The organism is Acinetobacter sp. ANC_7654, from assembly GCF_056779855.1.
On sequence record NZ_JBWYIR010000002.1, the window covers coordinates 392898 to 416525 of the forward strand.

The 23628-nt window shown below is 38.7% G+C and carries 18 protein-coding genes; 11 read left to right on the top strand and 7 right to left on the bottom strand.

Features of this window, described 5'->3' with window-relative positions:
* Positions 1-87 precede the first annotated feature (87 nt).
* Positions 88-756, top strand: a complete 669-nt coding sequence (locus AC1M86_RS04115) for an HAD family hydrolase (protein ID WP_092766702.1) — start codon at positions 88-90, stop codon at positions 754-756.
* A gap of 43 nt (positions 757-799) precedes the next feature.
* Here the strand turns inward: AC1M86_RS04115 and hcaR are convergent, their stop codons facing one another.
* Positions 800-1705 carry a DNA-binding transcriptional regulator HcaR gene (gene hcaR, locus AC1M86_RS04120; RefSeq protein WP_092766703.1) on the bottom strand — a complete coding sequence of 302 codons (906 nt, stop codon included), beginning with the start codon at positions 1703-1705 and terminating at the stop codon, positions 800-802.
* 681 nt (positions 1706-2386) lie between these two features.
* Between hcaR and AC1M86_RS04125 the strand changes: the two genes are divergently transcribed.
* Positions 2387-3508, top strand: coding sequence for an MBL fold metallo-hydrolase (locus AC1M86_RS04125; protein WP_481607300.1), 1122 nt, complete (start codon positions 2387-2389; stop codon positions 3506-3508).
* Positions 3509-3554: 46 nt separating this feature from the next.
* Here AC1M86_RS04125 and AC1M86_RS04130 read toward each other — a convergent pair whose 3' ends face one another.
* Both AC1M86_RS04130 and AC1M86_RS04135 read right to left on the bottom strand, forming a co-directional pair.
* Positions 3555-5075, bottom strand: a complete 1521-nt coding sequence (locus tag AC1M86_RS04130; RefSeq protein WP_035264193.1) for a catalase — start codon at positions 5073-5075, stop codon at positions 3555-3557.
* A 426-nt stretch (positions 5076-5501) separates the two neighbouring features.
* Positions 5502-7739, bottom strand: a complete 2238-nt coding sequence (locus tag AC1M86_RS04135) for a fatty acid desaturase (RefSeq protein ID WP_481607301.1) — start codon at positions 7737-7739, stop codon at positions 5502-5504.
* A 109-nt stretch (positions 7740-7848) separates the two neighbouring features.
* Here AC1M86_RS04135 and AC1M86_RS04140 point away from each other — a divergent pair, with 109 nt between their 5' ends.
* The 6 genes from AC1M86_RS04140 to AC1M86_RS04165 all read left to right on the top strand — a co-directional run bounded on the left by AC1M86_RS04140 (position 7849) and on the right by AC1M86_RS04165 (position 16241).
* A complete protein-coding gene (locus AC1M86_RS04140; RefSeq protein WP_481607302.1) occupies positions 7849-8865 on the top strand; it encodes an AraC family transcriptional regulator in 1017 nt (338 codons plus the stop codon).
* A 151-nt stretch (positions 8866-9016) separates the two neighbouring features.
* The gene (locus AC1M86_RS04145) at positions 9017-10666 is read left to right on the top strand and encodes an acyl-CoA dehydrogenase family protein (RefSeq protein WP_481607303.1); all 1650 of its coding nucleotides are present in this window, start codon (positions 9017-9019) and stop codon (positions 10664-10666) included.
* Between the two features lie 207 nt (positions 10667-10873).
* The gene (locus AC1M86_RS04150; protein ID WP_481607304.1) at positions 10874-12043 is read left to right on the top strand and encodes an efflux RND transporter periplasmic adaptor subunit; all 1170 of its coding nucleotides are present in this window, start codon (positions 10874-10876) and stop codon (positions 12041-12043) included.
* Positions 12043-13956, top strand: a complete 1914-nt coding sequence (locus AC1M86_RS04155; RefSeq protein ID WP_481596207.1) for an ABC transporter permease — start codon at positions 12043-12045, stop codon at positions 13954-13956. Before AC1M86_RS04150 ends, AC1M86_RS04155 begins: the two co-directional genes overlap by 1 nt.
* A gap of 321 nt (positions 13957-14277) precedes the next feature.
* Positions 14278-15837: a MoaF-related domain-containing protein gene (locus AC1M86_RS04160; RefSeq protein WP_481607305.1), complete on the top strand. Its 1560-nt coding sequence runs from the start codon at positions 14278-14280 to the stop codon at positions 15835-15837.
* Positions 15838-16055: 218 nt separating this feature from the next.
* On the top strand, positions 16056-16241 hold the full coding sequence (locus AC1M86_RS04165; protein ID WP_035264181.1) for a DUF7230 family protein: 186 nt from the start codon (positions 16056-16058) through the stop codon (positions 16239-16241).
* 266 nt (positions 16242-16507) lie between these two features.
* Here AC1M86_RS04165 and ptsP read toward each other — a convergent pair whose 3' ends face one another.
* Positions 16508-18802: a phosphoenolpyruvate--protein phosphotransferase gene (gene ptsP / locus AC1M86_RS04170; RefSeq protein ID WP_035264179.1), complete on the bottom strand. Its 2295-nt coding sequence runs from the start codon at positions 18800-18802 to the stop codon at positions 16508-16510.
* Between the two features lie 98 nt (positions 18803-18900).
* Positions 18901-19371 (bottom strand): RNA pyrophosphohydrolase, encoded by a 471-nt coding sequence (locus tag AC1M86_RS04175; RefSeq protein WP_035264177.1) that lies wholly within the window; start codon positions 19369-19371, stop codon positions 18901-18903.
* Positions 19372-19554: 183 nt separating this feature from the next.
* On the opposite strand from AC1M86_RS04175, the gene AC1M86_RS04180 reads away from it, so the two are divergent.
* Entirely contained in the window at positions 19555-20205 is a 651-nt protein-coding gene (locus AC1M86_RS04180) for an HAD family hydrolase (RefSeq protein WP_035264175.1), read from the top strand.
* 185 nt (positions 20206-20390) lie between these two features.
* Complete coding sequence (locus tag AC1M86_RS04185) at positions 20391-20642, top strand: DUF2789 family protein (protein ID WP_035264173.1); 252 nt, start codon at positions 20391-20393, stop codon at positions 20640-20642.
* Positions 20643-20712: 70 nt separating this feature from the next.
* Here the strand turns inward: AC1M86_RS04185 and AC1M86_RS04190 are convergent, their stop codons facing one another.
* Together AC1M86_RS04190 and AC1M86_RS04195 are read right to left on the bottom strand one after the other, a co-directional pair.
* Positions 20713-21570 (bottom strand): LysR family transcriptional regulator, encoded by an 858-nt coding sequence (locus AC1M86_RS04190; protein ID WP_035264171.1) that lies wholly within the window; start codon positions 21568-21570, stop codon positions 20713-20715.
* A 131-nt stretch (positions 21571-21701) separates the two neighbouring features.
* Positions 21702-21938, bottom strand: a complete 237-nt coding sequence (locus AC1M86_RS04195; protein ID WP_035264169.1) for a DUF2061 domain-containing protein — start codon at positions 21936-21938, stop codon at positions 21702-21704.
* Between the two features lie 234 nt (positions 21939-22172).
* Between AC1M86_RS04195 and leuC the strand changes: the two genes are divergently transcribed.
* The gene (gene leuC, locus AC1M86_RS04200) at positions 22173-23621 is read left to right on the top strand and encodes a 3-isopropylmalate dehydratase large subunit (protein ID WP_481607306.1); all 1449 of its coding nucleotides are present in this window, start codon (positions 22173-22175) and stop codon (positions 23619-23621) included.
* Positions 23622-23628 lie beyond the last annotated feature (7 nt).

Here is a 23628-nt window from a genome sequence, read left to right on the forward strand (position 1 = left end):
CATGACGAGGTCATGCAACGATGAGATCTTAATATGTCAATATGATATTTAAATGGCATCCACCCGATCAAAATTAGGATACAAAATATGACATCAGCGGTAAAACTCATTATTTTTGATTGGGATGGCACCTTATTTGATTCAGTGGGTCAAATTGTTGAAAGTTTAAAATTTGCCGCCAAACAATTTAATCAACCTTTGACTGATGAGGATGCTAAAAGCATTATTGGCTTAGGATTACCTGAAGTAGCGCAGGTTTTATTTCCTCAGGTTCCTGATTTACACGAGGCAATTTTACAGTCTTATTCAGCGCATTATGTTGAGCACTCGAAACATGATCGTTGGTTTGATGGTGTGGCTGAAATGTTGCATGATCTCAAAGAGTCAGGTATTCATTTGGCTGTTGCGACAGGAAAAAGTCGTAAGGGGCTAGATCGAGTACTGGGGCAAACTCAGAGTGTGAGTTTGTTTTCAGCGACACGTGCAGCCAGTGAAACAAAATCAAAACCAGATCCGTTGATGTTGGCTGAAATTTTAGCCGAAACTGGTTTTAATGCAGATCAAGCGATAATGGTAGGAGATACTTCATACGATCTTGAAATGGCATTGAATATTCGTATGCCAAGTGTAGGGGTGACGTATGGCGTTCATGTACCTGAGGTACTACAGCAATATCATCCACTTGCGGTCGTGGATTCCATTGATGAATTACATCAACTTTTAAAAAATTTGATTAATCAGTCAGTTGCTTGCTAAATCACATCGATAAAAAACCCGCTCAATTCAGCGGGTTTTTTATTCACGTTGAACTTTGATTAAAGTCTAAATAAAAGACTTTTGAAAGTAACTCCATAAATTTTTGCACAGCAATACCAGTGGCATTCTTGCGATAACTTACAAAGAGATCAAGCGAAGGTAGCTCTACATCGAGTGGACGAGTCACACTATTTTCCAAGAGAAGTGGCATAATATAGCCAGGAAGAATCGTACACCCTAAGCCAATACCAATAGAGTTAATGTTAAACAAGATATTGTCAGCTTTTTGAACAATTTTAAAAGAAACGCCATTTTGTTCAGCAAAGCCTAAAATGGTGTCATGCAGGGTCTTAGATTGCTCATCTGAAGGGATCACAAAATCAATGCCATCAAGCGCTTTTACAGGAATACGATCGTACTTTGCCAAAGGGTGATCTTTAGGCAGAATAAAAACTAAAGGCTCACGGAGTACAAAGCGACTCTCGATCTCTTCAGAATCTAAACGTTGACGAGTAAAAGTAATGTCCAATTCACCTTTCTTTATGCCTTTGAATTGCTCAATATTATTTAAGCTTTGTAATTCAATTTTTAATTCGGGATTTTGAACACGTAAGTTAGGTAATACATAAGGAAAGATTTTCATTTCTGCAACTGGCACAAAACCAATGCGTAGCATTTTTTGTTTTGCTTTAGACACTTGGCGCGCCATATTAATTGCTTTTTCTGCTTGAGCAATGGTGAGTCTCGCCTGTTCCAGAAACACAGCGCCTTCTTCGGTCAATTCAACTTTTCGTTTGGTTCGATTTAGTAAACGCACACCAACATCTTCTTCTAAATCTTTGATTTGTTGGCTGAGTGAAGGCTGTGCTGTGTAGAGCTTAAGTGCAGCTTTGCTAAAATTAAGCTCTTCTGCAACTGTAATAAAATAGCGCAAATGCCGTAATTCCATATAGCCTTCCAGAGAATAATCTAAAAAATGTCTTAATGTTGCTAAAGATGAGTATAAGTGAAATTGATCAATAAGTAGATGTATTTTGGTATTTAGTTAGTGAATGAAGCATTTTTTTGTATTTTAAAATTTACATGCATTTAATTTTTTACTTAGATAGAAATTTTAGATTTCAAGATCGAACTCTCATCGTGAATGAGTGACTGATTTGTATAGGTTTAGAAAAGATTGTATCTATTAAAGTTGAAACCAATTGTTTCGGCTTTAAGTCTATGAAAAATAATAATGTAGAGAAAAGTACGTTGAAGCTTTGGGAGATCAGTTGTTCAGCGTTAAGTCACATCCTAAACAAAATTTAACTTCCTCTATTTAAGATTTCTGTGGGTGATTAAAAAAACATCAAAAATCAGAAAAAAACAACAAAATCATAAACAAAAAGAAAGTCTGAGTTGTATATGATGAATAATAGAGGGATGATTGGTGTTCTATTTCACAATTTATTGATGAAATTATAACCACTTCATGGGAATTGAGATTGATGTTGTCTTAAATGAAACACGAACAGTGTATCTTTTAAAAACATAATTTAAAAATGCGAATAGATGATGAACATAATCTATTTATATAACTGAATAATCAACTATTTCAAAATCGCTTCGGTTTAAGGTGCTTACATTTATTATGTCTAATTTGACTGATATTCCAACGACGACTTCGAGTAATCCAGAGTCTACACTTGTTGTTGGACGGAAGCCGCAAGATTCTAATCTGCACTATCAACTAAAGACTGAAGATTGTATTCGGCATGTGTGGTTTAAACCAAAACTTAAATTGGTTTCACTGGATCACCATAATGGGCAAAGATTCGTTAATCAGGAACCACGTCCTGCACAGCTCAACCAATGGAATTTATATAAATGGTTGATGGCTCGTAAAAGCTTTACCTGGCAAGGTGATTTCGCGAAAGAGCAACAGGACTTTATTCAAACCAAACGTGCTAAGCCTGAGGCTCGTCCGCATGCAGATTTAGAAGATTGGCAAGTATGGTTTGTTGGTCATGCTACGGTTTTAATTCAAATTGGTCCATATAACTTCTTAACCGACCCTGTATGGGCGGATTATGTAAGCCCAAAGCACGGGAGTGGACCGAAACGTGTTATCCCTGCAGGGATTGCACTTGAAGATTTACCACAGATTCACGCAGTATTACTCAGTCATAATCACTATGATCATATGGATTTAGCGAGTTTGAATTGGCTACATCAAAAATTTGCTATGCCGATCTATACAGGTCTAGGAAATGCAGCCTATTTGCCGAAAGCATTTCATGTGATTGAGATGGATTGGTGGCAGTCTGCCTTATTCAAAGATTTTAAAATTGTCTACACTCCTGCCCAACATGGTTCTGGTCGAGGGCTTCGTGATCAAAACCTTGCATTATGGGGTGGTTTTTCAATTTTATCTGAGCATGGTCATTGTTACTTTGCTGGTGATACAGGCTATGCACAACATTTTAAAGAGATTCACCAGCGCTTAGGTGCACCAAGGATTGCTTTACTGCCAATCGGTGCATATGAACCAAGAGGATTGATGCAATATCTACATATGAATCCTGCTGATGCATTCCAAGCACATAAAGATTTACACGCAAAACGTTCACTAGCGATTCACTATCGTACTTTTCAGTTAACAGATGAAGATCGGAATCAACCTGAGTTGGACCTGCACCAAGCGATGAAAAATGCATCTAAATTTATCAGTCCGTTTTATTGTATTCGGGAAGGTAAAAAACTAATTGTTTGAATAAAAAAAACCGCTGATAACAGCGGTTTTTTTATGGAGATATTAATTAAAGTAATCCAGGATTTCCTTGTGCTGGGTCAGTTGCACGTGCAGCCTGTGCATCAGCTACGGTCATGCCTAATGCTTTTGCAACACCCTCGCCATATGCTGGGTCACAAGCATAGCAGTTACGAATATGACGATACTTAATGAAATCTAATGCATCGCCCATTGCTGCGGCTGTATTGTCAAATAAAGCCTGTTTTTGCTGATCATTCATGAGATTGAATAATGCGCGTGGTTGACTGAAATAGTCATTGTCATCTTCGCGGTAATCCCAGAAATCTGCCGCACCAGAAATTTTTAATGGTGGCTCTTTATATTGTGGCTGTTCCTGCCATTGGCTGAAACTATTTGGTTCATAGTGTGGCAAAGCACCATAGTTACCATCAGTACGACCTTGACCATCGCGACGGTTTGAGTGAACAGGGCAACGCGGTGCATTCACTGGAATTTGATAATGGTTAACACCAACACGGTAGCGTGCAGCATCTGCATAGTTGAACAGACGTGCTTGAAGCATACGGTCAGGTGAGAAGCTGATGCCTGGCACTAAGTTACTTGGAGCAAAGGCAGCTTGTTCTACGTCTTGGAAGTAGTTTTCAGGGTTACGATTAAGTTCGAATTCACCGACTTCGATCAAAGGATAGTCCCCTTTAGGCCATACTTTGGTTAAGTCAAATGGGTGATATGGAACTTTCTCTGCATCTAGCTCAGGCATGATTTGGACGTACATTTTCCATTTCGGGAAATCACCACGTTCAATCGCATCAAATAAGTCAGTTTGAGAGCTTTCGCGATCTTTCGCAATAATCGCTTCAGCTTCTGCATCAGTTAAATTCTTAATGCCTTGTTGCGTGCGCATATGGAATTTAACCCAGAAGCGTTCGTTGTTGGCATTGATAAAACTGAAGGTATGGCTACCAAAACCATGCATGTGACGGTAACCATCTGGGATACCTCGGTCTGACATGACAATCGTCACTTGATGTAATGCTTCTGGAAGTAAAGTCCAGAAATCCCAGTTGTTGGTTGCACTACGTTTGTTGGTTTTAGGATCGCGTTTTACTGCTTTGTTTAAGTCAGGGAACTTACGCGCATCACGTAAGAAGAAAACTGGAGTGTTATTACCTACTAAATCCCAGTTACCTTCTTCAGTGTAGAATTTCATTGCGAAACCGCGGATATCACGTTCAGCATCTGCTGCACCACGTTCGCCAGCAACTGTAGAGAAGCGCACAAAAATATCGGTTTTTTTACCGATTTCAGAGAATAATTTAGCGCGAGTATATTGCGTAATATCATGGGTAACAGTGAAGGTACCAAATGCCCCAGAACCTTTCGCGTGCATACGACGCTCAGGAATCACTTCACGAACGAAGTTACCTAATTTTTCATTCAGCCATAAATCTTGTGCAAGTAAAGGACCACGTGCACCTGCTGTCATACTGTTTTGGTTGTCTACTACAGGAGCACCAGCATCAGTTGTTAAGTGGGTGACAGGACATTTTTTTGAGTCATCGCTCATATTCATTCTCCATTTATAATATATGTCTTTCTTGATGGTTGGCTGAGCATTCACTTTTATAAGATCTAGCGCTTCCAATACCAGAGACATGAACCGTTTTGTTCGATCATTCTAAAGCAACATTGTGACAAGAATGTGTGTTTTATTGAGTTTACAAATTCATCATAAATCATGATGCGTTCAATTGGAGTGTTTAATTTGTAAATAAAATTCCAATTACCCTCATATAAATTAAGGGTTTATTTGAATATTCACCAATAGAATATTTGGTTCAGGTTAAAAGGATTTAACGATGATTTACAGTAAGGTTTTGGTTGTGCAATTTTTGGATAAGAATCATAAGTTTGGTTGTTTAAGTGTTTGAATCGTGCTGTCATGAAGCAATGCGTGATTACTTCATGACGGTGATTAACATAATAATCTTTGTTAAACATCAAGCACAATGATTGGCGAGCGAGCTACAGTGTTGCATAGCGTAATGCGATGTTGAATAGTGGATGAATCAACTTCTAACTGAGTTTGACCTTCCAATTTAGTGCATACACAGGCTTTGCATAAACCTTGTTGACAACCGCTTGGCAGTTTCAGTCCAGCTTGACGCGCGGCTTCAAGTAAAGTGACATTCCCTTCAATGTCGATACTTGTATTACTCTTTTTGAAAATCACTCGACGTGTAACACCGTCAGACTCAAAATTGAAAGGAGTAGGTTTAAAATTTTCTGTGTGAAATGCTGCTGCTTTAACGCCTGCTTGAATAAGTTGTTGGCGAGCAGAATCGATTAATGCTTGAGGGGCGCAGGCATATACGTGTTGGCGTTTAAAATCTCGAATATAAGGTTGGAAAATTTCGAGACTAAAACGTCCTTGTCGTAAATCAGATGTCGACTCGTTCTGAACTTTGGAGCAGATGAAGTGAATATTCAAATTCGAATGCTTTGCGATTTGACGAATCTCATTTTCAAACAAAATAGAATTTTCATCATGGTTAAAGTAAAACAAATGAGCTTCAGCTTTACTTTCGATACGCTGATATTTTCTTAACATGCTTAAAATTGGCGTAATACCGACTCCTGCTGCGATAAAGATTAACTTCGGCGGGAGGGTGTCTAAAACAAAATCAGGTGTAGATTGTGGTGGACTTACAATCTTCACCTCCGTATTTACAGGAACATGATCATGAATATAGTGAGAAACGATGCCCGCAGGTGTACGTTTCACTGCTATTTCAAAATAGCCATCTGCGCTTTGGCTTTCATGCAATAAGCTGTATTGACGAATATAGGTTTGCCCATTTATTTCAAAACTTAATGAAATAAATGCGCCAGCCTGCCATCTTAAATGTTCCCAACCTTGAGGCTTGCTCATTTTGAGTGTTTTGACTTGACCATTAAGCTGTATTTCGACTTGTATAACTTTTGCCGACGCATTATAGAACTGTGGCTTGTGTAAATATGTCATGGTTGAGGGGGGCTGATATTGAATTCCTCGTTTGATACGTTTTAGTAATTCTTTTGGTCGAATCAGTAATTTGAAAGGGTTATTTTTTTCTTGATTACCAAAAGGTAGAGTTCTTTTAATGAGGCTGAGAGGTATCGCTGGAATCAGCTTTTCCATGGGTGAATTGTGATAAGGCAAATGATATTTTTCACAAATACTACGTACTACAGCTTTGATTTGTCTTTGACGATTACATGCTAAATCTGGAAATAAATGATGCTCAAGATGTGTATCTAATCCGCCATAAAAGATTTCAAATGGAGGTGGATTTGGATACGGGACCTCATCATCAAGGATTTTTTTGAGAAACTGATCCAGCGGTGCATATGGGATAAAATTGGTGGTACTTTTAATCTGTCGTATGAAATATTCTTCTTGCGTCTCATCAGGTCCAGGATCTGAATAAAGCTCCAAATTTTCAGCGTGATGTTCTAAGAAGAGGATATGAAGTAAAAAACCATAGCCTATCGTTGTTGTAAGATAATTTCCGATAAAAACAGGTAATTTTTTTGACCATTTTGCAGCGACTGGTGCTTCAATAAACTGTTTTTGAGCATGAGCTTTTATGAGACGAAGTGATTGAGTAAAGGTTTCTTTGGAAAGGATTTTTCGACCTTCTGTACGTGCTGCTGATGTGGCTGTATAGAGTGTGAAATAGTAGGATGGAGTGATCATCAGCGCACTGTAAATCAGCAATTGAACACTGTGATGCCCATACCAGCTTTGACCTGCCAAGCTTCTTAAAAAGGAATACCCTAAATCATGATCTTTGCCAACGATGTTGGTAAATGGATGATGATTTTGATGATGCATGACGCGCCATTCACGAGGATCAGTCACAAAGTCCCATACCCAGCGTTCTGAGTGAAACTCGGTTGCTTGGGGGAGGTGATCATAACTTCCGTGCATGATGTTATGACCGAGCTCTGAAAATTCGAGTAGGGTGTGTAAACAACCCAGAATAATGCCCCGTCCCCAAGATTCTAAACTTACACATTCACGAATAAGTTGATCACTGCGTAATTTTATAGCCTTTGAATATGCAGCAACATTTCGAATATGATCAATATCTTGGTCGTTCATCTCGGCTTTGGTTTTTTGATATAACGCCGTGAGTTCATTGACCAGGCTTTGCTGTTCCTCAGCAAGATTGGCATACATGTTCATAAAAATTCCATTTTCTTTTTTTATGAATATAAGAGATTGAATTCACTTGTAGAATGATAATTAAACAGTTAAATTTGACATTAGATGACAAATAAAAACGCGAATAATGATGCTTAATTCATGGAAGTTTTTAAGGGAAGCGAATACAGCTCGGGTACTATGTCATGTTGCAGAAAGCTACGGTATTACTTTTGAGCAATGCCTAGAAAATACACAACTGACGAAACAGGATCTTTATCAAGAAAATTTTGAAATCCAAGAGCGAAATGAATTACAGATCATCAGAAATATTATGAATCTAATCTCTGATGAACATCCCATTGCGCTCGAAGCTGGGCTTCGACATCACACCACCACATTAGGGGCTTGGGGATTTGCAATTTTAAGTAGTGCCAATGTCAGAGAAGCGTTGTTGATTGCGATACGGTATCTAAAATTAGGTGCAATTTTTTCTGATGTGGCTTTGCAAGAAGATGGTGAATTTACACATTTAAATTTATTTCATCATGACCTAAGTGCTGATATGCAATTATTTATTTTAGAAAGAGATATTGCGACCATCATCACACTTCAAAATGACATTCTTGGTGCTCAATTACCATTTCAGATAGATTTAGCGATGACCAAGCCTTGCTATGCAAATCAGATAGAAGAATTAACTGGTTATCCTATTTTCTATGAGAAACCACAAAGTCGAATCACGATTCAATCTGAATTGTTGCTTACCCCATTGCGTCAAGCTGATGACTTCACTTTTATGCGTTACCAAAAAGAGTGTGAGCATGTATTTCGACGCCGAAAAAGCTTAGGGGACTATAGTAAAAAAATACGCGAGTTTTTATTAAAGAATGCATCACAAATGCCGACGATTGAAGATATATCCAAAGCTTTAGCTGTCAATATTCGTACCATTCAGCGCAATTTAGCCAATGAAGGGATTACGTTTCACCAATTGGTTAAAAATTTACGTGAGGATTTGGCAGATGATTTATTGCTGGGTACTGATCTCACAATAGATCAAATTTCTGAACGGTTGGGTTATGCAGAAGTATCTGTTTTTTCTAGAGCATTCAAGCGCTGTAAGGGTATGCCACCAGCAAAATATCGAAAGATGATGCAACAATAGCAGAACACAATACTGAGATCATATTAAGACGTTAATAAAAATTTAATGACAATTCAGGTCATCATTTGCACTAGATAATCTACTTTCAAAAGCTATACTCGATAAGATAAATAATGAAGTTATAGATAAAAATTCCAAAGAGGGTGCGTTTATGTCGGCATGGATGACACATCAAATACATAATCAATTTGATGAGCTTCAAGATTACAATCTATATACAACAGATCCAATCTTACAAGAAATCTTACAGCGTTATGGCAGTAGAAACTCAGTCCATTTAAGTGAGTTTGGCGCAGTCGTAGGTTGTGAAAGCTTTTATCACCATGCTGATCTTGCCAATAAACATCCTCCTATTTTACATAGTTTTGATGCTCGAGGCAGGCGGGCAGATTTTGTTGAATTTCATCCTTCATGGCACAAATGGATGGCGTTAAATCGTAAATATGCGGTTCATGCACATCCTTTTCTAAATTTCACTCAAGAATCTGGTTGGGTGGATTGGGCAGCAAAATTCTTCCTCAGTGGTCAAGTGGAGTGTGGAAACTTATGTCCAAACTCAATGACCTTGGGCAGCATTCCATTGATTCAAAAAGAACCTGAGCTGTGGAAAAAGCTAGGAGATAAACTTTTATCCACTGAATATGATGAACGCGATTTACCGATTGCTCAGAAAAAATCGATTTGGATTGGAATGGGCATGACTGAAAAGCAGGGGGGTTCTGATGTGCGTGCTAATGAAACGACAGCTGTTCCAGTTGGGCGGTCTGGAAGAGGACAAGCCTATTTACTAACTGGGCATAAATGGTTTTTTTCAGCACCTATGTGCGATGCACATTTGGTTGTTGCTAAAACTGAGCATGATGGATTGGCGTGTTTCTTTGTTCCGCGTTGGTTGGAAGATGGCACAAAAAATGCGATTCATATTCAACGACTCAAAGAGAAGGTTGGAAATCGCAGCAACTCCAGCTCTGAGGTCGAATTTAAAGAAGCTTGGGGCATTATGATGGGGGAGGCTGGACGCGGCATTCCAACGATTATTGAAATGGCGAATTATACCCGATTAACGTGTGCGGTAGGTTCAAGTGGCATTATGCGTCAGGCCCTAGTACAAAGCATTGCCTATACTCGTCAACGTCAAGCATTTGGTAAGAGACTCATTGAGCAGCCATTAATGCGGTCTGTGCTCACAGATCTTGCTTTAGAAACTGAAGCGGCAGTGCAGTTGAGTTTCCATTTGGCTCATTGTTATGAACATGACAGCGAACTTTGTTTGGCATGGAAACGTATCATGACACCAGCAGCAAAATTTTGGATCTGTAAAAGAGCAGTAGAGATGACTGGTGAAATGATGGAAGTTTTCGGTGGCAATGGCTACGTTGAACATGGCATCATGGCTCGTCTCTTTAAAGAAGCACCTGTGAACACTATTTGGGAAGGGTCAGGTAATGTCATGTGTCTCGATGTGCTTCGTGCTATTTCACGTGATCCTGAATCAATCGAGCATTTATTTAAAGATTTAGCATCTACTGCAAGTCACGACAAAATACTTAATGAAGAGTTGCAGGGACTGTTTAGATTATTTCATCAGGAACCTGATGATTTACAATTTATGGGGAGAAGCTTAGTCAGTCGTTTGGTTGTGCTCTCTCAAGCAGTATTGCTGAAACGTTATGCACCAGATTTTATTGCCAATGCTTTTATTGCGACGCGGTATCAAAAATTTCATGGTCAAGTGGTGGGAATGCTTGATCCTAAACAAGTAGATGTGACCTCAATTTTAAATCGAGCATTTGCCGCTTAATTATTGTCCAAAACCCTTTTCTGATAGACAGCCAACACATAGATGCGGTTGGCTGTTATCGATACATAAAAATAAATAAGTACGACAGTGTGAAAAAATAGAATTCACTAGAATCGTGTCATTAAAAATTTTTAAATTTTGATCATATTAAAGTGAATAAAACATGTTGATCAAAAGTTATCTCCTCAATAAAGATTATTCGTCATTATGCACATGCAAAAAAAATCAAAAAAATTAAAGTATTTTTTGGTCTTAGTGGTATTGGTTGCTTTAGCTCTTTCTGTTTATTTCTATATTCAGTCACAAAAAAAGCAGCCAGAACCGCAGACCGTTGAAGTCACTCAAGGTGATCTAACGCAGATTGTTAAAGCCACAGGTGAAATTTATGCATCTGATATTGTCTCCGTGGGTGCACAAGTCTCAGGTCAAATTCAAAAGCTGTATATCAAGTTAGGACAGGATGTAAAAAAAGGCGAATTAATCGCTGAAATTGACTCGACAACACAGTTGGACAAGCTCAATACCAGTAAAGCCGAACTTGAAGCTGCGAAGGCAGACTTGGCAGCGAAACGTGTCACTTTACAAACTTTAAAACAAAACTATCAGCGTAAATTAACCTTATACAAAGCTGAAGCAGGCTCTCGTGAAGAGCTCGAACAGGCGAATAATCAGCTTAAACAAGCGATTGCAGATGTTGAGTCAAATGAATATCGGCTGAAACAATTACAGATTAATGTGAATACAGCACAAACTGAATTGGGCTACACACAGATTCGCTCTCCATTGACGGGTACCGTGGTTTCCATGCCTGTTGAAGCTGGTCAAACCATTAACTTTGCACAAACGACACCTTTGATCGCGACGATCGCCAACTTGAATAAGATGGAAATCCGAATGCAGGTCGCAGAAGGTGACTACACTAAATTAAAAGAAAACATGCCAGTTAAATTTAGCACCTTGGCAGACCCCAATGTGAAATTAGATGGTGTGATTCAAAGTATTGATCCTGCTTTAACGACCCTGACCAAAGGAACTTACGACGATAAAAATGAAAATGCGAATGCAGCAGTGTTCTACTATGCAAGAATGTTGGTGGACAACCCTGAGCGTAAACTCAGTATCGGTATGACAACCCAAAATGACATTATTGTAAATCAAAAAAAGAATGTGCTGAAAATTCCGAAAACAACGGTGATTGGATATGGATCAGATGCCATGGTTTACCTCTATCAACCTGATACAAAACCTCAACCAAGAAAAGTCGTGACTGGAATTTCTGACTCAAATGATATTGAAATCAAGTCTGGTTTAAAGTTGGGTGAAAAAATTTTGGCAGAGGCACCTGACGATAGTGCGAATACATCAGGCGATACTTAATGAGTTTGATTGAACTAAAAAAAATAAATAAATTTGTAGGTCCAGAAAATAATCAACAACACATCCTAAAAGATGTCAGTCTCAGTATTGAACAGGGTGAGTTTATTTCGATTATTGGGCAATCAGGTTCAGGTAAGTCTACTTTAATGAATTTACTTGGATGTTTGGATCAAGCCTCTTCAGGACAGTTTCTGTTTCGTGGACAAGATATTTCCTTATTGAATAATGATGAGCTTTCATCGTTACGTTTAAAAAGTTTTGGGTTTGTGTTCCAACGCTATAATTTATTGAATGCTTTATCTGCTTTAGAGAATGTCGCCTTGCCCGCGATTTATTCAAATTTGAATGCAGAAAACCGTGCGGATCGAGCACTGCAACTTTTAGCTCAGCTCGGTTTAGCTGATAAGAGTGACAATAAACCCAATGAAATGTCGGGTGGACAGCAGCAACGAGTCAGTATTGCCCGCGCGCTTATGAATGGTGGTGAGGTTATTTTAGCCGATGAACCCACAGGCGCTTTGGATTCTGAAAGTGGTGAAATGGTCTTGCAAATTTTGGAAGATCTACACCGTCAAGGGCATACGATTATTTTAGTTACTCATGATAAAAGTATTGCAGAACGTGCAGATCGTGTCATTGAAATTAAAGATGGACGCATTCTTTCGGATACGCAGCGTAAATCTTTAGGGCAAGTTTCTCCATCAAAAGTTTTTCATGCGGACATGAAATTCAGCTTTGTTTCCCAAGTGTATGAAGCGATGAAAATGTCTTTGCACTCAATTTTCGCCAATCGTTTAAGGTCATTTTTGACCATGCTAGGGATTATTATTGGCATTTGCTCAGTCACCATTGTCATTGCGATTGGTAATGGAGCAAAAGAAAAATTTTTGAATGATTGGGGGGGATTGAAAACAGCAACACTTGAGATTTATCCAGGGGGAACAGCTTTAGCTGCATCTGCCAGCCGTTTAAATATGGACGATTTAAATGCACTCAATGAGATGAAAGAAATTATCCATGTTTCTCCACATGTCAGTTTAAGTGGGAACATGATTTATCAAAATCGTAATATTGATGTGAGTGCAACAGGTGCAGATGGTTTTTATTTAAAAATTAGAAACATGAAAGTTCAATATGGTCGCTTTTTTACACAGAGCGATGTTGAACAGCGTTCCCAAATCGTAGTGATTGATAAGCAAGCTGCTGAAAAGTTATTTGGACAGCAAAAATTAGCTTTAGGTAAAACAGTGTTATTTAATAAGCGTTCTTATGAAGTTGTTGGAATCGCTGAACCTCAATATAGCTCAGGTTCTTCACAAATTTGGATGCCTTATAATGTATTGATGTCACAAATTTCAAGTAGTGATAATGTCAATCTGCTGACTGCGGTACTACATCAAAATACTGACTCAGTGAAAGCCGAAAAGAAAGTGAGGCAACTATTGATTGCTCGTCATGGTGTGGAGGATTTTGATATATATAACAGTGATGAGTCTATGAAGTCCTTTGAAAAATATTTAGGAACGATGACTTTCTTTATTTCTGCAGTAGCCTTTATTTCATTGGTCGTAGGTGGCGTTGGTGTGATGAATATCATGCTCGTTTCTGTGACCGAGCGAATTAAGGAAATTGGCTTACGAATAGCAGTTGGTGCTCGCCAAAGTGATGTGCAGGCTCAGTTTTTGATTGAATCTGCAGTTTTATGTTTAATTGGTGGCGTTATTGGTGTTGCGATCGCCTTGATCGCCAGTTTTATTTTTAATGCGATTAGCTCAGATTATAAGATGGTATTTTCATGGTCAGTTGCTATTATCGCACTGCTATTTTCAACACTGGTTGGTTTGATCTTTGGTTATATGCCCGCTAAACGTGCTGCAAACTTAAAACCAATTGAAGCCTTAGCCCATGAATAAGAAAAAATTAGAGATGGCTGTTCAGTGAGTATTGTCTGTATTAACAGGTATTCAAAGTTCAAGATACTAAAGTTAACATTTTTTATCGTGGAATTTATTGTTGCAAATCAGTCTAATATTTTAACTGTAAATTCGATTTTTTTACTTACTAAACCGTAAGTACTTCTCATCCTTCTTCTACCTCAATAAGCTTTAAATTCGTCTTGTTGCACTGCCACATCCGCAGTATGACGAGGGGAAATATGGCACTTTTGCTTTAAAGCTTATTTAAAAAATAAAGATCAATAAGAACCATAGATAAATTTATCTCATGAGGCTGATATGACAAAACTCCTAACCACTAGTTTATTTGTGACCACCATTGCTTTAAGTGGCTGTAATGATTCTGATGATAAAAGTCCAAAAGATTCATCAAATCCATCTCCACTCACTTTGCAGACTTATACTCCTGGAGAGGATGCTGTTTTTGCCGTTGCATCAACTTTAATTTCAGGAAAAAAAGATGCTATTTTGGTCGATGCTCAATTTCAGAATCAATACGCTAAAGACGTAGTCAATCTGATTAAGAAATCAGGTAAAAATTTAAAATATATTTATATTTCGCATAGTGACCCTGACTATTATTTTGGAACCAATGAAATTTTAAAAGCATTTCCAAATGCTAAGGTTGTTTCAACCGCGCAGACAGCCTATTTAATACAAGCCTCTAAAGAAGATAAGTTATCAGTTTGGCAGCCACAATTAGCAAAAAGCGATGCCCCTAAAAAGATTATTATTCCTGAAGCCTTAAATTCAGGATATATGGAATTAGATGGGCAAAAGATTCAAGTCCAACTTGATCCAGAAGATTCCGCACATAGTTTCCTATGGATTCCAAGTTTAAAAACGGCATTGGGTGGTATTTCGGTCGCTTATGGTGAGCATTTGTGGATGGCCGATACCAATGGTGTGCAAGGGATCGATCTTTGGAAGAAGCAACTTGATAAAATACTGAGTTTAAATCCTAAAAAAGTGATCCCAAGTCATTATGTAAAAAGTGACTTTTCACCTAAGCCATTGGATTGGATTAAAGGGTATTTAACGAACTTTAAAACAGCAGTTACTGAAAATCAAAGCTCGGAAGGGATTTTTGGATATATGAAAGCAAAGTATCCAGATCTTGAGTCGAGTGAAGAAGTGCTAAAAATGTCTGCACAAGTATTTGCCAAAGAAACCGATTGGAAAGTTGCATCTCCTTATCCGCCAATAGGACAAAAAATTCAAGTCGATTTTACGAGTTTGAAATTTGATCTTGATGTCAAAGACCATCAAAACCTAACTTTTACAGGTGCCGGTGGCGCAGTTGGGCCAGATCTTTCTGAAGCGGTAAAATACACACCTGTTGAGATTGCTAAAAATATTTTTATGGTTTATTGGCATGAGGATAAATCAGGAGATAAGGTCGTTCATATTCAAGATTATAATCGAGATATCGTTTACACCAACATTGCTGGGAATGATGGAACAATTCATCTTAAAGGCAAAATACTAGGCGTCAAAGGTGTAATCAAGGACATCGGTTTACAACAAGCATTGAACAAACCATTCTTCGCTATTGGACAGACTTTGGCGTTAAACATCAATGGTCAAACGCAGCGTCTTGAATTCAAAGACCAAAGTCTTTTAAATATCACATCAGGACAAAATACATCTGCCAATATTGAATATTTAGCCACACAGGTTGGACCTGAGCAGTTTATGGTGTATTGGACAGATGATGCGACTAAAGAAAATGTTGTACTGATCATCGATCAAAAGCAAAAGATCATTTACCAAAATATCGCAATGCCAGATGGAAAATTTAATCATCATCGAGGTACATTTAGTCTTCTACCGAAATAATGAAGATTTAGTCCTTTCTATGCTGAGTAAGAGTACCTTCGGGTGCTCGAGTTTTTGATCAATTTAACATAGAAAAATGGCAGAGCTAATCTTAAACATTGTATGCATTCGATGAATGTCATTGAAAAAACCATTATGAATTTGCTTGTATAATGTACAAAAAAGCGTAATATCGCTTTCCCATCATGAAGGATGGATAAACTGAAGGTGATTAAAAAATGGCAAAGAAAAAAGCGTTGCCAGAAGTTGTGATTCACAACTTTGTGGCAAAACATATGCATGAAGTCAACAAAAGCCAAGTTTTTGTAGATCGTAAGAAAAATGCAAAACGTGGCTATAGCAAGCACAAAAAAGGGAGATATTCGAATGATTATCTCCCTTTTTTTATATGCCTAAACACGTGAAGGTTAGTCTGCTCCACCACTACTTCCACCATAATCTATATCTACATATGATGATTCGCTCATTTGGTGTTCAGAATTCATCGTTCAACCATGATCTAGCGTATAATTTGAAATAGGTTTATTGGGTCTTGAACTACTTTTTAATTTACTAACATATAAATGAAATAGAATTACCGAGATCGCTACGATCAACATGAAGATTAAAAAAAAAAGCCAATTGATTATGTTGTTACTCAGCTCTTTCTCTGCTTAAACCGAGATTCATATTAGGCATTTACAATACGATTCGATTTCACCATATCCGCTAAACCATGATGACGGAAATAATACTCCATCCAACTTTTCACAATGAGTGGATTACTCATTTTCACCACTTCATCCAAAAGTGTTTGCGCATCGACCATTGGAACATGACAAATTGCTTTACGGACTCTGAGAATATTGCTCGAACTCATTGAAAGCGTATTAAAGCCCATTGCCATCAGTAAAATTGCTGAGAGTGGATCGCCAGCCATTTCACCACAAATACTGACAGGTTTGTCATATTTATGACACTCTTGAACTAAGCGTTGCAATGCTCGAAGCACTGAGGGATGGAAGTGAGAATAAACACTCGATACACGTGGGTTATTACGGTCGACTGCCAACAAATATTGGATTAAATCATTCGAACCCACAGAGAAGAAATCAACTAATTCTGCAAACTCACCAATTTGGAGTAAAACACTAGGTACTTCCACCATGATGCCAATCTTAGGACGATTAATTTTAACTTGTTCTTCTTCCTGAACCGCAGCTAAGTCACGCTCAATAATATAAAGCGCTTCTTCTACTTCACTGACGCTGGTGATCATTGGCAGCAAAATATGCAAATTATTCAAGCCGACACTGGCTTTTAACATCGCACGAATTTGTGAAGAGAAAATCTCAGGATGATCCAAGGTAAAACGAATCCCTCTCCATCCTAATGCTGAGTTTTCTTCTTCTATTTCGAAATAAGGTAAATCTTTATCTGCACCAATATCCAAAGTACGCATCACGACTGGTTTATTGGCAAAGTGACTAAGTTGTTGACGGTAAATCGCCCGTTGCTCTTCTTCACCCGGGAAACGATCACGCAACATAAATGGAATTTCTGAACGATAGAGTCCGACACCTTTGGCACCGCGTTGTACACCACGCACGACATCAATCATTAAACCTGTATTCACAAATAAGCGTACTGCAACACCATCAGGAGTGATGGCATCTTTGGTTTCATACTGTTTAAGATCTTTGGCGATTTGTTCTTCTTCTTTTTGGATGTCACGGTAACGTTGACGTAAACGACGTGGTGGATTGATAAATACACGTCCTTGATAGGCATCAACAATCATTTCCACATCATCAAGGGTAGTCACCGGAAGTTCGGTGACACCAACAACTGTGGGGATACCCAAAGCACGTGCCACAATCACCATATGTGAATTGGCAGCCCCTTCAGACGTCACAATCGCTGCAATCTTATCTACAGGAAGTTCAACCAATGCTGCCGTACTGATTTCTTCACCCACGATGATACTGTCATTGCTCAGTTCACGATGACTCAGATCATCTTCTTGAAGTGCTGCTAAAATACGTCGCCCAAGGTCTTTTAGGTCTGCAACACGTTCTCGTAAATAATCGTCTTCCATTTGTGCAAAGATTGCCACATGACGATCAATAACGTGTTTAACTGCACCTTGAGCCCAGTGACCATCACGGATTAACTCTTTGATTTCAGCAGGCAGGGCATTCTCATCTAACATTCTCAAGAATACGCTAAATAATGCACGTTCCTCAGACATCAAAGAATCTTGCATTTTATCATCAAGTGATTGAATTTCTTGGCGAACTGAATCAACTGCATGATCAAGTAATTCAAGCTCTTCACTGATATCTTCAGCTTCGCGGTCAGGTACTGAACCTAAATCTGCGGGTGGATAAAGAATAAGTGCACGACCTAATGCAATACCACCTGCACCTGATGATCCTTGAAATGTTTTATAGGTTGGAGAATTATTTGGCTTACGGAAAACATCAATATTTCCAACTGCATGCGCATGGGCGATAACGCCAGAAAGTTGCGCACAAAGTGTGACTAAAAACGATTCAGCAGCTTCGCTAAAGTCTTGTGGTTCAGTATTTTGAACCACGAGAACACCCATGACTTTTCGACGATACATAACAGGAACGCCAAGGAAAGAGTTATAAATCTCTTCACCCGTTTCTGGGAAATATGCGAAACGCTCATGCTTAAACGCATTCTCGATATTGACGATTTCCTCGCGTTGCCCAACGAGTCCGACCAAACCCTCACCCAGCTGCAGTGAGACATTGCCAATAGATTCAGCATTTAAGCCTTTGGAAGCCATCAGAACGTAACGTTGGTTACGTTCATCAAGTAAATAAATAGAGCACACATCTACATGCATTGCTTCAGAAATTTGGTTGACCATAATTTCTAACGAATCATGCAAACTGACAGACGCATTGATTTCTTGGACAATGCGCCGTAAAGAGTCTAATTGCATGTTCGACATGTAGCGGTGCTCCTCTTAAAGGGATGTAATTATGGTGATTATTCAAATAGTCGAAATAAAAATCAAACATTTAAATTCAATGTTTAATATAAATCATGCTATGGCAGATGCATACACAATTCCAACATGGCACGACGGTAAACATCTTTTTTGAAGTTCACCACTTGGCCTAGTGGATACCAATAGCTGACCCATTGCCATTGATCAAACTCTGGCGGATCATTTAAGTTCAACTGAATATGATTCGTTGACGCGACTAATTTCAATAAAAACCATTTTTGCTTTTGTCCGATACACACAGGATCAGAATCTGATCTGATGTAGCGAAGTGGCAAACGATAATGTAACCAACCTTCGGTCTGAGCAATTATTTGGACGTGCTCCGGCAATAACCCGACTTCTTCACGGAGTTCCCTGAAAAGTGCCTGTTCTGGAGTTTCACCAAATTGGATGCCTCCTTGAGGAAATTGCCAAGCATTGTGACCAATGCGTTTTGCCCATAAAACTTGTCCAATATCATTTGCCAAAATGATCCCGACATTCGGTCGGAAACCTTCTGAGTCGATCATTTGGCACCTAAAATTTATTAAATTCGTTGACTTTGGGTTCGGGGGCATCCACTCTCTATGCCCAACTCGAAAAGTTCAAAGTAATAATGTTTTAAAATTGCTATGATCTTAACGAATTTCTATCGACTAGCGGAGATAGATTTACATTTTTTTTCTTAAATTTCAGTTTGAACGAGTAATTTCATGAAATTGGCGTTGTTTGATTTAGATCACACCTTGTTAAATACCGACTCTGACCATTCTTGGGGTGAGTTTTTAGTCAATGAAGGCTTGGTTGATCCAGTTCGACATCGCGCCATGAATGACAAATTTTATGAAGACTACAAAGCAGGACAACTTGATCCAATTGCCTACAACGAATTTGTATTTGAATTTTTAACGCAACATGACAATGAGTATTTGACCGACTTACATCAGCTTTTTATGCAAAAAGTGATTCGACCTCAAATGCGTCCTGAAGGTTATAAAGCGATTCAACGTCATCAAGATGCTGGGCATCAATTAGTAGGGATTACCGCAACATCAGATTTTATTACTGCACCTATTTTTCGTGAATTTGGTATTACAGAAATTATTGCAACCAATGCAGAAGTGGTTGATGGTAAATATACGGGTAAAGTCATTAATATTCCGTGTTATCAAAAAGGTAAATTGGCACGATTAGATCAATGGCTCGAGGGACGAGACGTTACTGAATCATGGGCATATTCAGACTCCATTAACGATCGATTCTTATTGGAATATGCGGATCATGCGATTGCAGTCAATCCAGATGAGCGTCTTGAAGCATTGGCTAAAGAGCAGGGTTGGGATATCCAAGACTGGTCCATTTAAGACAGTTTTATTCTCAAAATTAAATCATTGCTAAAGCCATTGTATCAATGGCTTTTTTTCATTGATCAGCATTGAAATAACTTGAGATGAAATTCAGCATAAATTTACAGACGCTTTCATCGCTTGGTGATACCTTATGCGCAAACAACTAACTTAAAATTAATCAAAATCATAAGGAATACACGATGCTAAATGCAGAGCCAAGAATGACCAACTTATTTGAGCAATTAGGATTGGATTCTAGCGAGCAAGCTATTGCAGAATTTATTGAAACACATCAGTTAGAAGCTGAAACCTTTTTGACTGAAGCAAGTTTTTGGTCTGAAGGTCAACGTCAATTTTTGAAAGAAAAATTATGTTCAGATGGTTCATGGGCATTAATTATCGATCAGCTCAATGAGTCTTTACATGAAGATTCATTGAAGAAAAAAGCTTAAGTAGCTCACTTGTCTTAATAAAGTAAAAAGTCATCTTATTAGATGACTTTTTAAATATCGAGTGCCGAAATTATTTCATTAAATCAACCAGTGCCTTGGCAGCCTTAGATTGGGTGCGTCCCGGATGCCAAACCATACCCAATTGACGCTGCATTTCTAAATTAATATCCAGTCTGACCAAGTCTTGATTGACTAAAGTACTTGGCAGGACAGACCAACCTAACCCAATAGAAGCCAACATGCGAATGGATTCAAGCGGATTATTGCTCATGGACACTTTAGGTTTTAATCCATTTTTTTCAAATTCTGCAAGGGTGATCTGCGCTGTATATGTTTGAGCTGCAGGTAATAAACTTGGGTACTGCATGAGATCTTCAAGGCTTAAATTTTTCATATTTGCCAATGGATGAAAAACTGCAGCAACGAAAACCAAAGGGTCACTCCATAAAGGAACATATTTTAAACGTTCATCTAGGACAGGGGGTAAGGTTAAGAATGCCAGTTCAAGGTCACCGGCTAACACTTTTTCATGCGCTTGTTCTGAATCTACAAAATGCACATCTAATGTCACATCAGGATATTGCTGAACATAGCTTTTTAAATGTTGCGGTAAATGATGTAATCCAATGTGATGGCTGGTACCAACTTTAAGCTTTCCTTTAATCTGATTTTGGTCGTGGCTTAAGGTGTGATGAATATCACCTAGTTCATTTAACCAATTTTTAACTTTAGGAAGCAGGGAATGAGCCGCATGGGTGGCTTGTACACCTCGGCCAGCAGATTCAAATAATTTGACACCAAAATAATCTTCTAAACTATGAATACGTTTGGTGACAGCGGGCTGAGTGATAAATAGTTGATCAGCTGCCATAGAAATCGAACCCGTTTCCATGACTTTTATAAAAGCTTCAAAGGCAGCAAGATTCATAATTTAAACTCGGTTATGAAAATATTATTTAATTATAAAATAAATTTATATCTATTGCGAAGTAATTCTTCATAAACTGTTGCAAAAAAAGCCGCATAGTGCGGCTTAGATGAGGAGGATCACAGGTGAAACTATGCGACGATATTTTCTTCCTGTTGTATCGTTTTTTTCTCCCACACGCGTTCGTGAATGAAATAAGCCACGGCTTGTACAGTAGGCTCAAGTAAACTTAAAGTAATTGCCATCCAAATGCTGCCTGTGACAAGGTAGCCGACAATCATGGCTACCGTAATGTGCATAATGTAGTAGCTTAATGTTTTTTTGAACATGCGTTGATTATCTTCAACAAATTTTTGAATATGTGCCATGTGAACATCCTCAGTTGGTGGTGATCTTGGAGATGTTAAAATGATAAGCATTCTTATTTAATCTGTAAAAGCGAATATTATTTTTAAATTAATCGTTTTTATAGATGGTTTTTGTGTTTAAATTGATTCTAAAAAGTTTTTAAACTAATAAAAATGATAAATTAGATTTATGTGAATAGGCCGTTATAATCGTAATTAATGACAGAATTACCCAGTCCAGTGGAGCAAATCGACATGGCAGGCGAAACCCAAAAAGCAGAAACTCAAACAAAAAAAACGTTGTACGATAAATTGTGGGACGATCATTTAGTTAAACAACGCGATGATGGATCTTCTTTACTTTATATCGATCGTCACTTGTTGCATGAAGTGACTTCTCCACAAGCTTTTGAAGGCTTACAACTTGCAGGACGTAAACCTTGGCGTTTAAGTGCAAACGTGGCAACTCCTGACCATAACGTACCAACGTCTACGAAAGAGCGTTCTGAAGGGATTGCGGGGATCGAAGATGATACTTCACGTATCCAAGTGCAAACTTTAGATGATAACTGTAAAACATTTAATGTTGCACAGTTTGATATCAACGATGTCCGTCAAGGGATCGCACACGTTGTTGGACCTGAGCAAGGTTTAACTTTACCGGGTATGACGGTTGTTTGTGGTGACTCTCATACAGCGACGCATGGTGCGTTTGGTTGCTTGGCACACGGTATTGGGACATCAGAAGTTGAACATGTATTGGCAACGCAATGCTTAGTTCAAAAGAAAATGAAAAACATGTTGGTACGTGTTGACGGTAAATTAGGTCAAGGCGTAACACCAAAAGACGTGGTTTTAGCGATTATCGGTAAAATCGGTACAGCTGGTGGTACAGGTCATGCCATCGAATTTGGTGGTCAAGTATTCCGTGATATGTCGATCGAAGGTCGTATGACGGTGTGTAACATGGCAATCGAAGGCGGTGCCCGTGTAGGTATGGTTGCCGTTGATGAAAAAACCATTGAATACGTAAAAGGTCGTCCATACGCACCTAAAGGAGAGCAGTGGGATCAAGCTGTAGCTTATTGGAATACTTTACATTCTGATGAGGGTGCACACTTTGATACAGTTGTTGTATTACAAGGTGAAGAGATTGAGCCACAAGTGTCTTGGGGTACATCTCCTGAGATGGTGATTCCTGTATCTCAAGCAGTACCGACATTAGAACAAGCAAAAGATGATGTACAACGTAACGATTGGACACGTGCTTATCAATATATGGGCTTAACTGCGGGTCAAGCATTGTCTGATATTAAATTGGATCGCGTATTTATCGGTTCTTGCACCAACTCTCGTATTGAAGATATCCGTGCGGCAGCTGAAGTTGCAAAAGGCAAAAAAGTTGCAAGCACGATTAAGCAAGCGATGGTTGTTCCGGGTTCTGGCTTAGTCAAAGCACAAGCAGAAGCTGAAGGTTTGGATAAAATCTTAATTGAAGCTGGTTTTGAATGGCGTGAGCCGGGTTGCTCAATGTGTTTAGCAATGAACGCAGATAAATTACAACCGGGTGAGCACTGTGCATCAACATCAAACCGTAACTTCGAAGGTCGTCAAGGTAATGGTGGTCGTACGCATTTAGTGAGCCCAGCGATGGCAGCAGCAGCTGCAATTGCAGGTCACTTTGTTGATGTACGTTCATTCTAAGAGGAGC